Origin of the sequence: Actinoplanes sp. NPDC023801 (assembly GCF_040639655.1) — a bacterium.
Lineage (GTDB): Bacteria > Actinomycetota > Actinomycetes > Mycobacteriales > Micromonosporaceae > Actinoplanes.
Map to the genome: position 1 here is coordinate 90,554 of NZ_JBFAAI010000001.1, position 14,954 is coordinate 105,507.

Annotated in this window: 11 protein-coding genes; 6 read left to right on the forward strand and 5 right to left on the reverse strand. The window is 70.2% G+C overall.

The annotated features are described in order from the left end of the window. Nucleotides 1-28: 28 nt before the first annotated feature. The gene (locus AB0G04_RS00440) at nucleotides 29-1,024 is read left to right on the forward strand and encodes a serine/threonine-protein kinase (protein ID WP_360973954.1); all 996 of its coding nucleotides are present in this window, start codon (nucleotides 29-31) and stop codon (nucleotides 1,022-1,024) included. A 44-nt stretch (nucleotides 1,025-1,068) separates the two neighbouring features. On the opposite strand, the gene AB0G04_RS00445 is transcribed toward AB0G04_RS00440, so the two are convergent. The 4 genes from AB0G04_RS00445 to AB0G04_RS00460 form a co-directional block, all read right to left on the reverse strand. After that, nucleotides 1,069-4,149 carry a M4 family metallopeptidase gene (locus tag AB0G04_RS00445; protein WP_360973957.1) on the reverse strand — a complete coding sequence of 1,027 codons (3,081 nt, stop codon included), beginning with the start codon at nucleotides 4,147-4,149 and terminating at the stop codon, nucleotides 1,069-1,071. A gap of 74 nt (nucleotides 4,150-4,223) precedes the next feature. After that, on the reverse strand, nucleotides 4,224-6,230 hold the full coding sequence (locus AB0G04_RS00450) for a biotin carboxylase N-terminal domain-containing protein (protein ID WP_360973960.1): 2,007 nt from the start codon (nucleotides 6,228-6,230) through the stop codon (nucleotides 4,224-4,226). Between the two features lie 11 nt (nucleotides 6,231-6,241). After that, on the reverse strand, nucleotides 6,242-7,600 hold the full coding sequence (locus AB0G04_RS00455; RefSeq protein WP_360973963.1) for a carboxyl transferase domain-containing protein: 1,359 nt from the start codon (nucleotides 7,598-7,600) through the stop codon (nucleotides 6,242-6,244). 161 nt (nucleotides 7,601-7,761) lie between these two features. Further along, nucleotides 7,762-8,439 (reverse strand): Crp/Fnr family transcriptional regulator, encoded by a 678-nt coding sequence (locus tag AB0G04_RS00460; protein ID WP_014447921.1) that lies wholly within the window; start codon nucleotides 8,437-8,439, stop codon nucleotides 7,762-7,764. 206 nt (nucleotides 8,440-8,645) lie between these two features. On the opposite strand from AB0G04_RS00460, the gene AB0G04_RS00465 reads away from it, so the two are divergent. From AB0G04_RS00465 to AB0G04_RS00485, 5 genes are read left to right on the forward strand one after another with little or no spacing between them, the layout of a single operon-like run. Continuing rightward, entirely contained in the window at nucleotides 8,646-9,812 is a 1,167-nt protein-coding gene (locus tag AB0G04_RS00465; RefSeq protein ID WP_360973966.1) for a CapA family protein, read from the forward strand. 22 nt (nucleotides 9,813-9,834) lie between these two features. Next, a complete protein-coding gene (gene nth / locus AB0G04_RS00470) occupies nucleotides 9,835-10,707 on the forward strand; it encodes an endonuclease III (protein ID WP_360973969.1) in 873 nt (290 codons plus the stop codon). Continuing rightward, the gene (locus AB0G04_RS00475) at nucleotides 10,704-11,249 is read left to right on the forward strand and encodes a TlpA disulfide reductase family protein (RefSeq protein WP_360973972.1); all 546 of its coding nucleotides are present in this window, start codon (nucleotides 10,704-10,706) and stop codon (nucleotides 11,247-11,249) included. The genes nth and AB0G04_RS00475 overlap by 4 nt, the downstream gene beginning before the upstream one ends. Beyond that, the gene (locus AB0G04_RS00480) at nucleotides 11,246-11,959 is read left to right on the forward strand and encodes a CoA pyrophosphatase (protein WP_360973975.1); all 714 of its coding nucleotides are present in this window, start codon (nucleotides 11,246-11,248) and stop codon (nucleotides 11,957-11,959) included. Before AB0G04_RS00475 ends, AB0G04_RS00480 begins: the two co-directional genes overlap by 4 nt. Nucleotides 11,960-11,987: 28 nt before the next feature. Next, nucleotides 11,988-13,166, forward strand: coding sequence for a MarP family serine protease (locus AB0G04_RS00485; protein WP_360973978.1), 1,179 nt, complete (start codon nucleotides 11,988-11,990; stop codon nucleotides 13,164-13,166). A 457-nt stretch (nucleotides 13,167-13,623) separates the two neighbouring features. Here the strand turns inward: AB0G04_RS00485 and mycP are convergent, their stop codons facing one another. Further along, the gene (gene mycP / locus AB0G04_RS00490) at nucleotides 13,624-14,937 is read right to left on the reverse strand and encodes a type VII secretion-associated serine protease mycosin (protein ID WP_360973981.1); all 1,314 of its coding nucleotides are present in this window, start codon (nucleotides 14,935-14,937) and stop codon (nucleotides 13,624-13,626) included. Between the last annotated feature and the right edge of the window lie 17 nt (nucleotides 14,938-14,954).

A 14,954-nucleotide genomic window follows, 5' to 3' on the forward strand; every position in this document is an offset into this window, starting at 1 on the left:
TCCGGGTGACTGGCGTATTTTCTATTCCGTGACGGAGACTCCGCCTGGCGCCCTGCCCGTACCCTACGTGCCAGGCATGTCCGGATTGTCGGTCATGGCACGTGGTGGCTATGCCACCGTGTACCGGGCCACTCAGGATTCGGTCGGGCGTGACGTCGCCATCAAGATGGAGAATCGCACCCTCGACAACCCCCGAGACCAAGCCCGCTTCCTGCGTGAGGCGCGCGCGGCCGGCCGCATGTCGTCCCACCCGCACGTGGTCGACCTGTTCGATGTCGGGGTCACGGTCGACCAGCACCCCTACCTGATCATGGAGTTGTGCGACGGGTCCTACCTCGATCGCATGCGCGTCGCCCCGCTGGACGCTGTCGAGGCCCGCGACGTCGGCATCAAGATCGCCGACGCGCTGGTGCACTCGCACGCCAACGGGGTGCTGCACCGCGACGTGAAACCGGCGAACATCCTCTACTCGGAGTTCAACACGGCCGTCCTCGCCGACTTCGGCCTGGCCGTTCTCGGCGAGATGCGTGACTCCTCGGTGACCCTCGAGGTGCTCACGCCGGCCTACGCGCCGCCGGAGATGTTCCGGCACGACACCCCGTCCGGTGCGGCCGACGTCTACGCGCTCTGCGCCACCCTCTACGCGGTGATGAGCGGCCGGCCGCCGCGCTGGGCCACCAACCGCAGCCCCAGCCTGCTCACCCTGATGGACCTCTTCCACCAGCCGATCCCGGAGCTGCCGAACGCGCCACGGGCACTCACCGACGTGCTGCGGTACGGCATGAACAACGACCCGGGGGCCCGGCCGACCGCCGAAGAGCTGCGGGACCTGCTCAACAACCTGCACCTGGACCCGAGCACGCCGCAGCCACCGCCGGCCGTTTACCGATCCGCGTCGACCAACCACGTGCCACCGCCACGACCACGGCCGATCCCGCCGTCCACGCCGACCCTCGACGAGACCCCGACGGTCCACCAGAGCCAGAAGAACAAGGGCTTCTTCCAGAAGTGGTTCGGCGGCTGATCAGCGCCGGGTGCGGGCCGGTGAGATCCGGCCCGCACCCGTGATCAGCTGACCTTGAGCTTGACGGTCGCGCTGGTCGCCGTCGCGTTGTAGCCGTTGCCGGCCACGAGCACCCGCAAGTTCCAGGTGCCACGCTTGAAGGCCCGCGAGAAGGTGTACGCACCACTGGCGTTCGTCGTCGTGGTGGTGACGTTCACCCAGCGTGATCCGACCTTGCGCTGCAGTGTGATCTTGACGCCGGAGCGGCCGGGTTTGGCCGTACCAGAAATCTTGATCTTCTTGTTGACCTTGGGCTTGGTCGTGCTCGCCTTAGCCGTGACCGCGTGACGCACCGAGGTCCAGGCGGTGCCGGAGGTGGCCGGCCACAGGCCGTTCGAGCCCGTGTGCACGACCCGGTAGGCGGTCGTGGTCGAGGGCTTGACCGTGGCCCGCCACACGCCCTTCGCGTCGGTCTTCACCGACGTGACCCGGCTCCAGGTCGTCCTGCCGGCCGGTTTCTGCTCCACCGTCACGGTGACCCCGGCGATCGCGGAACCGCCGGTGCGCGTCACGCGGCCGCTCAGGGCGGACGCCTGACCATAGGTGAAAGCGTTCGGGGACGCCGCGAACGGCAGGCCGACCGGGCCCAGCGTGACAGTCTTCTCCGGACCGTCACCGGCCGCGCTCGTCGCGCGGATACCGACCGTGTACGTCCGGCGGGTGTCGAGCCCGGTCAGCGAGAACGACCGGATGTCCGCACCGACCTTCGTTTCCGCGCCCGGCGAGACCCGCACGATGTAGCCGTCGGGCAGCAGCTTCCCGGGCTGCCGGGTCGGCGGCAGCCACTGCAGCAGTGCCGTGCCGTTGCCGCCGGTGGCCGTTGCCTCGACCGGCGCGTTGGGCGGCCCGGCCGCTCGGATCTCCCACGGGAATGAGGCCGTCGCCCGGTCGCCGTCGGCGTCCGTCCCGGTCAGCACCGCCGTGCCCGACGCCGGGCCCTGGACGACGACCCCGGAAACCTCGACGACGTACGTGCCGGCGCTCGACTTGTTCCTGTGGATGAACGCTTTGAAGCCTTCGGGCAAGCCGGTGGCCGTCACCGTGAACGAGCTGGAGGAATCCACCCAGTCGTCCGGCGAGTCGACGAACGTGACGTAGTGGATCCCCACCGTCGTGACGGGGCCCAGCTGCATGATCAGCGGTGCGGGCGCCGACAGCACGACCGGCGGACCCTTGACGATCCACCACATCTCTCTCTCGGCGAAGTTACCGTCCGGGTCGGTCACTCTGACGATGGAGTCGTACCGGCCCTTGGTCGTCGGTGCGCCGGTGATCAGCCCGGATGCGGCGTCGATGGTCACGCCCGCCGGAAGGTTGGTGGCGCTGAACGTCAGCCGCTGGCCCTGCGGATCCTTGGCGGCCAGCTGGTAACTGACGGCGTCCCCGATGCGCGGGCTGGGCGTGGCGTCCGGAACCGGAAGGAGCGTCGGCGTCCCGAACGCGGGCTGAGAGCCGTCCACACCGGCCGCGCGCCAGGCGGCGTCGACCGTGACGCGTTCCACGCTTTCCGGGCCGTACAGGTCGGCGGCGGCCAGCAGGGTGGCCTGCCGCGCACCGGCGTAGTCGCTGTTCGACACCAGGTAGACGTTCATCGCGCGGTACCAGATCTGCGCGGCCCGATCGTTGCCGATACCGGTGACCGGCGCCGCGTCGCCGCACGGCTTGCTGTCGCCCCACTGCGAGGCGCCGCTGCCGACCGCCAGGTTGTAGAAGAACTTGTTGCCGATCCCCGACGAGTAGTGCACGTCGAGGTTCTTGGCGGCCGGCGTCCAGCAGGAGACCGAATCGCCGTCCAGGCTCGGCTCGTCCATCCGGCGCAGGGCCGGGTCCCGGACGTTGAGCTTCTCGCCGATCAGGTAGTCCGGCGGGTCGGCCGGGCCGTTCGCGTAGAACTCGACGAGAGTGCCGATGATGTCGCTGTTGGCCTCGTTCAGCCCGCCGGACTCGCCGGTGTTGACCAGGCCCGCGGTGGCCTGGTTGAGGCCGTGGCCCATCTCGTGCGCCACGATGTCGAGCGCCGTGAACGGCTCCTCGCCGATGTCGCCGTCGCCGAACAACATGCACTCGCAGGCACGGCGCCACGTCGCGTTGCCGTAGTTCGTCCGGTGATGGACGTATGCGGTGACGCCCTTGCCGTTGTCGCGGAGGCCGTTGCGACCGAACGTGTCCCGCAGGTAGTCCCAGGTCTTCGCCATGCCGTGCAGCACGTCGACGGCGGTGCTGGCGCGGTCGGCACGGGTGCCGTCGCCCCAGACGTTGTCCGCGTCGCTGAACTCGGCGAACGCCTCGATCGTGGTGGAGTGCGTGCCGTTCAGGGCGTCGCGGACCGTGTTGCCGCCCCGCTTCGGGTCGATCAGCGCGTAGGTGCCGTCGTCGCGGCGGGTGGTGTCGAGCTCCACGTCGCCGACGTGCAGGCCCTGGCCGCTGCCCTTCTCCGCGGTGTGCACGATCTCGTACGCCAGGCGGATCCTGCCGGTCGTCGCGTCGACGATCACGACCTTGTCGGCGCCGGTGACCTCCCAGGCGAGCGCGGGCTTGCCGTTGAAGGCGTCGACGATCTTGCGGGCCTCGGAACCCTTGCCCAGGCCGGCCACGGCGAGCGCCTGTTTCCGGCTCACCTTCGCGGTGTCCGGGACGTCGATCACGTGCTCCTGCGCCACGGTGGCGCCGGCGAACCGCCCGGTCGCATCCGAGTGGATCACGAAGTCGCCACCCAGGACCGGAAGGCCGTCGTGGGTGCGGTGGAACCGGACGTGCCGATCCCCCCTCTGGTCCACCACCGCGTCGACGGCCTGGTACTTCTCACCCGGCGCGGACTTGACGGCGGCCGCGTTGCGGCGGACCGCGGTGCGGGCGTCGCCGACCGCCGCGGTGCGGGTCACGCGCGGATTCGGTGCCGTTGCCTGTGCCGCTGCCGTGGCCGGATCTGCCGTCGTACCAGGGGCGGCCGTCGGCTCCCCGGTGGCGGCGGCCGGCGGGCCCGGATTCTCCACCGTGTCGTCTTCCCTGGCGATCGCGAAACCGCCGCCGGCAAGAGCCAGCGTGGCGGTGATCGCGATCAGGGCACGGCGATGTCGTACTGCCATTCGGTATGTTCCCCCGTCGATCATCGAAGACGGTGGAACGATACCGGAGCGACGTGATCGACGGGTACCGCTCTCTACTCCGGGTCGAGAACGGCCAGTAGCTCGCCGGTGTCCACTTCGGCCCCCGGCTGGACCGGCAGCGAGGAGACCACGCCGGCGGACGGAGCGTGCACCGGATGTTCGAGCTTCATCGCCTCCAGGGTGAGCAGGAGCTCACCGGCCCGGACCCGTTGCCCCGGAACGACAAGCACCCGGCGCACCGCACCGGGAAGCGGGGCGATCAGCGAGCTCTCCGTCGCCTCCGGGGCGGGCAGCGGGAAGCGGGAGATCTCCCGCAGCGCCACCGACCCCTCCGGGCTGTCGACATAGGAGACGTCACCGACCCGGTGGACGTGCACCGCCATCCGGATGCCCTGCACGTTGAGGACCACACGGTCACTGCCGGCCTGCACCACGACCACCGCGGGGTGCTCGTCGGCGACCGGCGCCTGACCGAGGCCGGCCAGATCCAGCTCCTCGGGATCGACGGCCCGGACCCACCAGCCGGCCAGGTTGCCCTGCCGGTTCATCCGGTAGCCGACCTCGACCGGGCCGGTCGGGCCGTCGTACACCGCGGTCTGGGAACCCGACGGGACATTGCGCCAGCCGGACGGCAGGGAGCTCAGCACAGGCGCGGCGGCCCGCCTTGCCGCGGCACCGGCGAGAGCGGCGGCCAGGCAGGAGAGCCGGACCGCGTCGACCGAGGAGAGCAGCGGGGCGAACACCTCGGGATGCCGGTCCAGGAAACCGGTGTCCACCTCGCCGGCCCGGAAAGCGTGATGCCGCAGGACCCGGACCAGCAGATCCCGGTTCGAGACAACCCCATGCAGATGGGTACGGGCCAGCGCCGACGCGAGCATCCGCGCGGCCTCCTGACGGCTCGGCGCCCACGCCACCAGCTTCGCCAGCATCGGATCGTGGTGCATACCGATCACCGAGCCGTCCGAGACACCGGCGTCCAGGCGCAGGCCGGGCTGGGGCAGCGGACGGAACTGCCCGGCGATGTCCGGGACCGCGAACCGGTGCAGCGTCCCGGCCGCCGGCAGCCAGGCGTAGGCCGGGTCCTCGGCACAGATGCGCACCTCGATGGCGTGCCCGCGGATCGGCGGGGGACCCGGCATCGGCACGCTGCCGCCCTCGGCCACCAGCAGCTGGAGGCGGACCAGGTCATACCCGGAGACGCACTCGGTGACCGCGTGATCGGCCTGCAGCGTCGGGGTCAGCTCGAGGAACCAGAAGTCGCCCTGCGCGTCGAGCAGGAACTCGACCGCCCCCGCACCGACGTAGCCGAGCGCCCGGACCGCCACGATCGCGGCCCGGCACAGGTCCTCGCGCAGTGCCACGTCGACCGCGGGGGACGGGGTCTCCTCGACGATCTTCTGGTAGCGGCGCTGGACCGAGCACTCCCGCTCGCCGAACGGCACCACCGCGCCCTGCGCGTCGGCCAGGATCGGCACTTCGATGTGGCGGACGTTGCTGACGTACGGCTCGCAGAAGACGTCCCCGCCGACCTCGCGACGGGTGGAGGCCACCGCCTCGGCCAGGGTGCCGGCGTCCCGTACCACCCGGATGCCGTGCCCGCCGGATCCGGCCGCCGGCTTGATCAGCACCGGGAAGCCGGGTACCTGATCCGGGTCGGTGAAGGTCGGCAGGACCGGCACCTGAGCCTCGGCGACCAGCTTCTTCGTCTCGATCTTGGCGGCCAGCGTGCGCAGTGTCGCGGGCGGCGGACCGACCCAGATCATCCCGGCGTCGACGACCGCCTGCGCGAATCCGGGATCCTCGGCCAGCATGCCGATACCCGGGTGCACGGCGTTGGCACCGGCCCGCTGAGCGGCCGCGAGCAGCGCCTCGGTCCGGAGGTACGTCGCCGACGGGGTGCTGCCCGGCAGATGAACCGCGTAGTCGGCCTCGATGACGTGCGGCGCGTCGGAGTCGACGTCGGAGTAGACGGCTACCGTCTCGATACCGACCAGCCGGCAGGTGGCGAACACCCGGCGGGCGACCTCTCCGCGGTCGGCCACCAGAAGTCGTCGGATCACTGGTCTACCTTTCAAGATCGGAACACGCCGACGTGGCCGGCGCCCTCCACGGCCGCACTGTGCACGGCGGAGAGGCAGAGGCCGAGGACCGTACGGGTGTCTCGGGGATCGATGACGCCGTCATCGGCTCGACTCGTTTCGGCCGACGGCCAGCTGAACCGGAATCGCGGCTCATCGGTGCGCTCGCCGCTGACCTCGCCGACGGCGAGGATCAGGTGCGGCACGGTGGAGCGGGCTATCGCGTGTGCCATCGGTGCGTCGTGCCGGGGGTCCGGCTCGTCGGCGGGCTTCTGGTCCGGAGCCGGCGCGCCGGTGTGCAGCAGGAAGAGGACCGGGGTCGCGGTCGTGTTCGCCAGGTGCAGGAAGTGCACCACCTTCTGCGCCTCCGTCGCGGTGTACGAGCGGCACGGCGCGGCGACCACCGCGATCGGATAGCCGTGCAGCTCACCCCAGCCCGCCACCAGGGCGGTGGCCATACCCGGCTTGAACTCGTCGAAGTCGCTGTCGTCGAGGATCCGGGCCAGCACCTCGCGCGGCTCGAACGCGGCCGGATCGGCGGCGGCAAGCGTCAGCAGGCCCTCCGCGTCGTGCCGCGGCGGCCGCGGGCACCGGGTGCTCGCTGGGCGGCCGAGCTTGTGCCAGTTGAGCCGGCGGACGCACTGCCGCGCCAGGCGCAGGCCGTCCCGCTCGTCCTCGGCCAGCTGGTCCGCGGGGCCGTCCGGGCCGGCGGGCACGACCGGCGTGGCCCGCACGTCCACGGTCGTGTGACCGTTTATCGGCTGCGGGTGGATGGTCAGCACCTTGGCGTGCCCGCGTACCCGGATCGTGTAGTCGCAGAGTGCCGGCAGGTAGGCGGCATCCCCGGTGGCGGCACCGAAGACCACGCAGATCGACGGCACCCGGTCTGGCGGGAACAGGCCGCCAGAGGACGTGTCACCCGCCGATTCGATCAAGTTGATCATCGGCAGCCGGTTCGCGGAGGCGATCGTGGTGGCCCGGCGGATCTTCTCGGCGGTGTACGGGTTGACCGAACCCTCGTCCACGGTTGGGTCGTTCGCCATCACAACGCACTCGACGCCCTCGACCACGCCGATCCCGGTCACCACACTGGCACCGACCGGGAACTCCGATCCACGCGCCGCGACCGGGCACAGCTCGAGAAACGGGCTGTCCTGGTCGAGCAGCATCTCGATGCGCTCGCGAGGCAGCAGCTTGCCCCGGGCGTGATGCCGGGTCACGTACTTCTCGCCGCCGCCCGCGCGGGCCTCGTCGAGGGCCGATTCCAGCTCGGCCAGGCGTTGCAGGGTGGTGCCGCGCCCCTCGAGATAGGCGGGGTCACGCGTGTCCAGCGTGGTGTCGAGCACGGTCATCTCGCCACACCCCTGCCTGCCTTCAATGCCGCGCCCTTCCCTGTCCGTACCGATGCCTCTCGGCCACCTCCGTAACGAGTGGCCGAGGTGATGCGACACGGACAGGTGTAACGCGTACGTATAAGGGGCCGTCCTTTCGGACAGCCCCTTATAACTGAAGGTCAGACGCGTGCGCGGCGGGCCAGGCGCTCCGGGTCGAGGATGATCACGCTCTTGCCGTCGAGTCGCAGCCAGGCGCGCGAGGCGAAGTCGGCGAGAGCCTTGTTGACCGTCTCGCGGGAGGCGCCGACCAACTGGGCCAGCTCCTCCTGGGTGAGGTCGTGCGTCACCCGCAGGACGCCACCGTCACGGGTGCCGAAGCGGCCCGCCATTTGAAGCAGATTCTTCGCGACGCGGCCGGGCACGTCTGTGAAGATCAGATCAGCGAGCGCGTCGTTGGTGCGACGCAGTCGCCGGGCCAGGACGCGGAGCAGCTGCTCCGCGATCTCCGGCCGGTTGTTGAGCCAGGGACGCAGTGACGACTTCTTCAGCCGGGCAAGCCGGCTGTCGGTCACCGCGGTCGCGGTTGCCGTCCGCGGCCCAGGGTCGAACAGGGAGAGCTCACCAAGCATGTCCGACGGGCCCATGATGGAAACGAGATTCTGCCGGCCGTCCGCGGCGCGGCGTCCGAGCTTGATCTTCCCCGACAGAACGATATACAGGCTGTCGCCGGCCTCGCCCTCGTTGAAGACGACGTCGCCCTTACGGACTTCGATCGTGTCCATCTCCTTGGCGAGCGCCTCGGCGGCTTCCGGGTCAACGCCCTGGAAGATTCCGCTGCGAGCCAGTACCTCATCCATCGCCGCACCTCCGAAAACGCGCAACGTCTGCGCTCGATCAGTCTAGGCGCACGCGGGCGGGAAACGGGCGGCCACCCCTTGATCCAGATACTGGACGGTAACCAGAAATGCCGAGACCGGTGCTGACAATTCAGCGGTCCGGGCATATCAGGACAGGCCTTTCGTCTGTCGATCCCGCTTGCGGAACGACGGTATCGTCCGCGTCGATGAATCCGCACCCCCCGACCCACCGTAAGAAGCGACCCGTTTCGGTCGTCGCTATTGCCGCCGTACTCCTGCTTGGTACCGGTTTGGGGGGATGTGGCCTGAGTGGCAGTGACCCCGAGCCCGTCTGGAACCCTCCGGCCGGATCGTCGTCGCCGGGCGGATCCACCGCGAAACCGGTCGAGGAGTCCGCGCAGGTCGAGTCGATCACCCTCTCCGCCACCGGCGACATCATGATGAGCAACGCCCCGGGCAGCCTCCCTCCCAACAATGGCGACGGCTTCTTCGACTCGGTCACCGAGGCCCTGAAGTCCGACCTCGTCATGGGCAACCTGGAACAGCCGCTCACCGGCGACACCGGTACCTCCAAGTGCGGCAGCCCCAAGCGGCCCAACTGCTTCGCGTTCCGGTCACCCCCGGCCTACGCCGAGCACCTCAAGGAGGGCGGGTTCCAGCTGCTCAACACGGCCAACAACCACTCCAAGGACTTCGGGGTCCAGGGTTACGAGAACACCGTGGAAGCGCTGGAGAAGGCCGGACTCGAGCACACCGGTGCCGAGGACCAGATCACCGTGGTCGACGTCAAGGGCGTCAAGGTCGCGGTCCTCGGATTCTCGTCGTACGCCGGTGCCAACCCGCTGAACGACCTGGACGCCGCCGCGGCCGTGGTCGAGAAGGCGACCGGGCAGGCCGACCTGGTCGTCGTGCAGGTGCACATGGGCGCCGAGGGCACCGACAAGAACCACGTGAAGCCGGGCACCGAGACCTACTTCGGGGAGAACCGGGGCGACCCGATGAAGTTCAGCCGGACCGTGATCGACGCCGGCGCCGACCTGGTCGTCGGGCACGGCCCGCACGTGCTGCGGGGCATGGAGTTCTACAAGGGCAAGCTCATCGCGTACAGCCTGGGCAACTTCGCCGGCGGCGGGCGCACGCTCTCCCGCAACGGCATCCTCAAGTACGCCGGGGTGCTGCACGTGTCGCTCACCAAGGAGGGCAAGTACGTGGGCGGGAAGTTCGTCTCCACGTACATGAACGACAATGGTGTGCCGACCCGTGACAAGGCGAACGAGCGCGGCCGCAAGATGGTCGCCGAGCTGTCCGAGGCCGATTTCGGCGAGACCGGCGCCGTCGTCGGAACCGATGGAAGCATCAAGCCGGCGGCATGAGGCCCCGACGTACTCTTTACCGGTGACTCGACCCCGCGCCGCGACTCTCGCAACCAAGCGCTTCGCGGGCGAGACGGCGCTCGGCCGCAAGCGCCGCGCCCGCCGGATGGCCCGGGTGCTGGCCGACACCCATCCCGACGCGCACTGCGAGCTCGACTTCACCAACCCGCTCGAACTGGCCGTCGCGACGATCCTGTCGGCGCAGACCACTGACGTGCGGGTCAACCAGGTCACCCCGGAGCTCTTCCGCAAGTATCGGTCGGCCGCCGACTACGCGGCCGCCGACCGTGCCGAGATGGAGACACTGCTCCGGCCGACCGGGTTCTTCCGGGCCAAGACCAACTCGCTGATCGGGCTCGGTCAGGCGCTGCTCGAACGGCATGACGGGCAGATCCCGCGCAAGCTTGAGCAGCTGGTGAAACTGCCCGGCATCGGCCGCAAGACCGCCAACGTGGTCCTCGGCAACGCGTTCGGCGTACCCGGCATCACCGTCGACACCCACTTCCGGCGGCTGACCAACCGGTTCGGCTGGGTCGACGAACAGGACGAGGTGAAGATCGAGTTCCTGGTCGCCGACCTGATCGAGAAACGCGACTGGACCATGCTGTCGCACCGGGTGATCTTCCACGGCCGGCGGGTCTGCCACGCCCGGACGCCCGCGTGTGGAGCCTGCACGCTGGCCGCGATGTGCCCGTCGTACGGCACCGGTCCGACCGAGGCGGCCCCGGCGGCGAAACTGCTCAAGGGGCCGCGGGCGCGTGATCTCGCCGTGGCCGCCGGTGTCGACCCTGATCTGGTTCCGGCCTCCGCGGTGCTGGCCCCTGAGGAGTCGGAGTCGGAGCCGGTCGCCGCCGCCCCGGCCACCCCGCTTTCCGGTGCCCCGGAGGGGATGTGAGGCGGCTTCTCCCGGCTCTTGGGGCTGTTCTGGTCCTCTCGTCCTGCGCTGCCGAGGTCGACGCCCCTGAGGTGCCCTCACCGTTCGCGGGCTGCGACAATCTGAGCGGCGCCCCGGCGGCGGGTGAGCGACTGCCCGACCTGTCCCTGCCCTGTTTCACCGGCGGCACCGAGGTACGGCTTCGTGACCTGCGCGGCCCCGCGGTGATCAACATCTGGGCCTCCTGGTGTGCGCCGTGCCGCGAGGAGTTGCCGGTCGTGCAGGGACTGGCCGACCGCGCCGACGGCCGGTTCACCGTCATCGGCGTGGACAGCGGCGACCGCCGGTCCGCCGCGGCCGACTTCGCGACCGACCGGAGTGTCACTTTTCCGACTCTCTTCGACGAGGAAAAGAAGTTCGCCGACTCGCTCGGGGTGGCCACCCTGCCCGCCACCGTGTTCATCGATGCCGACGGGGGGATGAACGTGCATCGCACTGCCATGGACGTCGATCAGTTGATCGAACAGATGAGGAAACACACCGGCATTACGGTGACCCGATGAGCAGAGGCGAGGTGCTGGCGCGGCCGGACGGGCTCCCCGACTGGTTCGAGCCGCTGCTCACCAACGTCGACCAGTGCCGCACCGAAGACTTCACCACGCTGCGCAAACCGTCCGGGACGGGCGGCCGGTCCAGCGCGGTCCTGGTCCTGCTGGGCGAGGACGAACCCGGCCGGCCCGACCTGCTGATCCTGCAGCGGGCCGCGACCATGCGGAACCACGCCGGTCAGCCCGCCTTCCCCGGCGGCGCGACCGACCCGGATGACGCGCACGCCCCCGCCACCGCGCTGCGCGAGGCCGAGGAGGAGGTCGGTCTCGACCCGTCCTCGGCCGAGGTTCTCGCGCTCCTGCCGGACCTGTGGATCCCGGTCAGCGGCTTCGTGGTGAGCCCGGTTCTCGCATGGTGGCGAAAACCACATCCGGTGCATCCGTTGCAACCGGCCGAGGTGGCTCACGTCGCTCGCCTGCCGATCAGTGAACTCGCCGACCCCGCGAACCGTATCCGGGTGCGACATCCGAGTGGCTGGATCGGACCTGCGTTCCAGGTCCAAGGGCTGCTCGTCTGGGGATTCACGGCGGGGGTGATCGCTGCGTTGCTGAACATGGCCGGTTGGTCGCGCCCGTGGGAGCCGGGCCGGCTCGTCGAACTTCCGGACGCCGCCGCCCCCGTTCCGGCCGCCCGCGGTGGTGCGCCGGATGAGGTGGTGCCGTGAGCTGGCCCGCGACTTCTACGCTGAGTGAGTGCCTGTGGTCGATATCTTCCTGATCGTGGTCATGGTGCTGTTCGCGATCAGCGGATACCGCCAAGGCTTCGTCATCGGCGCGCTGTCGCTCGGTGGCTTCTTCAGCGGTGTTCTCATCGGTCTGCAGCTCGGTCCGCTGCTGGCCCGGCAGTTCGAGAACGGGACGGTGCGGCTCGTCGTCGCGCTCGGCATCATTCTCGTGCTCGCTGTCCTCGGCCAGACGCTGGCCGGCTGGCTCGGCACCAACCTGCGGCAGGTGATCGAGAACCGCTCCGTGCAGTACCTGGACGACGCCGGCGGCGCACTCGTCTCCGTCGTCGCGGTACTCTTCGCCGCCTGGCTGGTCGCCGTCCCGTTCGGGTCCACGCCGTTCCCCGCGATCAACGCCGCGGTGCGGGACAGCGCCATCCTCGGCGGCGTCACCGAGCTGGTTCCCGAGGAGGTGCGGTCGCTCTCCTCCGGCCTGCGCGACACCCTCGACACCAACGGCTTCCCCGACGTCTTCGGCGGTCTGGCCCGTACCCAGGCCCGTGAAGTCGCCGCCCCGGACCAGGCGCTCGCCAAGTCCAAGGTGGTGACCGCCTCGAAGAGTTCGGTCCTGAAGATCCTCGGCTCCGCGCCGAGCTGCTCCCGCCGTATCGAGGGCACCGGCTTCGTCTACGCCAAGGAGCGCGTGATGACGAACGCGCACGTGGTGGCCGGCACCCGCGAGGTCGTCGTGGAGAGCGGCGGGCGCGAGGTCGAGGGCAAAGTGGTCGTCTACGACCCCAAGCGCGACCTTGCTGTCCTCTATGTGCCCGGCCTCAAGGCACCGGTGATGTCGTTCGTCGGCAAGGAGGCCGCGACCGGCGCCAGCGCCATCGTTCTCGGCTACCCGCAGGACGGGCCGTACAACGCGCAGTCCGCCCGGATCCGCGACGTCGGCGACATCACCGGCCCGGACATCTACGAATCCGGCGACGTGACCCGGGAGATCTACACGATCAAGTCGCTCGTCCGCAGCGGCAACTCGGGCGGTCCGCTGATCGATCCCAACGGCGGCGTCCTCGGAGTGATCTTCGCGGCGGCTGCCGACGACAAGAACGTTGGCTTCGCCCTCACCGCCGACGAGGTCGCCGGGGTGGCCCAGGCCGGGCGGGCCAACACCCAGGAGGTCCGCACCGGCGAGTGCGCCTAGCGTCCCGGCTGATCGGGGCAGCCTCTCGGCCGGCCGCGGCTGCTCGCGGTGCTTGGCCTGGTTAGCTCCCGGTTGGCCTTGGTCCGTTCGCGCGGCGCCTGGTTTGCTCGCGGTGCTTGGCCTTGGTCCGCTCGCGCAGCGCCTGGTCCGCTCGCGGTGCTTGGCCTTGGTCCGCTCGCGCAGCGCCTGGTCCGCTCGCGGTGCCTTTCCTTTGGCCGCTCGCGCTTCGCCTTTGGCCGCTCGTGCTGCTTTCCGGCCGGTCCTGGTGCTTTCTTCGGCTGGTCCGGCGGCGCCGGTAGTGGCGGTGAAGCGGCCGTAAGCCGGCACTGTTGGCGGGGTGGTCAGCTCGCGCGGCGTCGGCTGGTCAGCCGGTGGCGGTGAAACCGCCATCAGCCGGCGCTGATGGCGGGGTGGCCAGCCCGCGCGGTGGGGGGTTGGTCAGTAGGTGGTGGGCTGGTCAGCCGGTGGTGGCGGCGAAGCGGCGGATGGTGATGGCTGCGGCGATCGCTGACAGCAGGAACAGTGCGATCGCTATCCATCGGGCCGCCGGTGTACCGGTCGGCTCGAGTTTGGCCGGAGCCGCCCACCCGCCGACGTTGCCACCGGGCACCGCCGCCGGGACGCCGGCCGGCTGGGTGCTCTCCTGCGGGGCCGACTGTGCCTGTCCGGAGACCGGCGCGCTACCGAACTTGGCCACACCGGGTGGCGGCGTGTTGTCGAGCGGGTTGCCGGTCACGGACGGCACGTCCGCCGTGAGTGCTGCGACCGGGTTGATAAGGCCGTACCCGAACTCGGTGTCCCGGCCGGGTGCGCCGCGATCGTCGGCGGTCCGGATGATCCGGTTGACCACCTCACCGGCCGGCATGTCCGGCCAGCGGGACCGGATCAGCGCGGCGGTGGCCGACACCATCGGCGCGGCGAAGCTGGTGCCCTGCACTCGCCAGTAACCGTCCGGGCGGGCACCGACCAGGTTGGTGGCGGGCGCCGTCACCACGGTCTCGGCGCCGCGGATGGAGCCGCTCCAGAGGCCCTCGCCGTCGCGTTCGGTGCCGCCGACCGCGATCACACCGGGCTCCCGGGCCGGATACCAGACTCCGACGTTCGAGTTCTTCTGCGTGCTCGTGCCGGTGGCGTTGCCGGTGCAGGCGATCACCACGACGTCCTTGGCGAACGCGTAGTCGATGGCGGCGGCGAGAGTGGGACTGGAGCCACTGCCGCCGAGCGACAGGTTCACCACCTTGGCGCCGTTGTCGACCGCCCAGCGCACGCCCTTGGCGACGATCAGCGAGTCGTCGTACTTGTTGTCCTCGTCGAGCACCCGTACCGGCAGAATCTTGGCTTTCGGAGCGATGCCCACGACTCCGGCCTGGTCGTCGGAGCGGCCCGCGATGATCGCCGACACCGAGGTGCCGTGGCCGACCGGGTCGCTCTCGCCGTCGGTCTTGCGGTCCACCAGGTCGACGCCGGCCAGCACCTGGCCCTCCAGGTCGACGTGGTTCGCATCGACCCCGGAGTCGATCACCGCGACGGTGACGCCGGAGCCGTCCGAGTAGTTCCACGCCTCGGCCAGGTTCAGCGCGCTCAGCTGCCACTGCTCGGCGCGGACCGTGTCGCCGCTCAGGACCGGCTCGTTGAGCGGGCGAACCGGTGCGGCGGAGGCTGCGGCCGGGGCGCCGAACGCGAACAGACCGGCCAGGGCGGCCGCCCCGGCCCGCCGGAGGGCGCCGGCGAGGGCGGCCTGTCCGGCCCGGCGTTGATGCTCACTGGTCACTGGTCGGCGTCGCCATT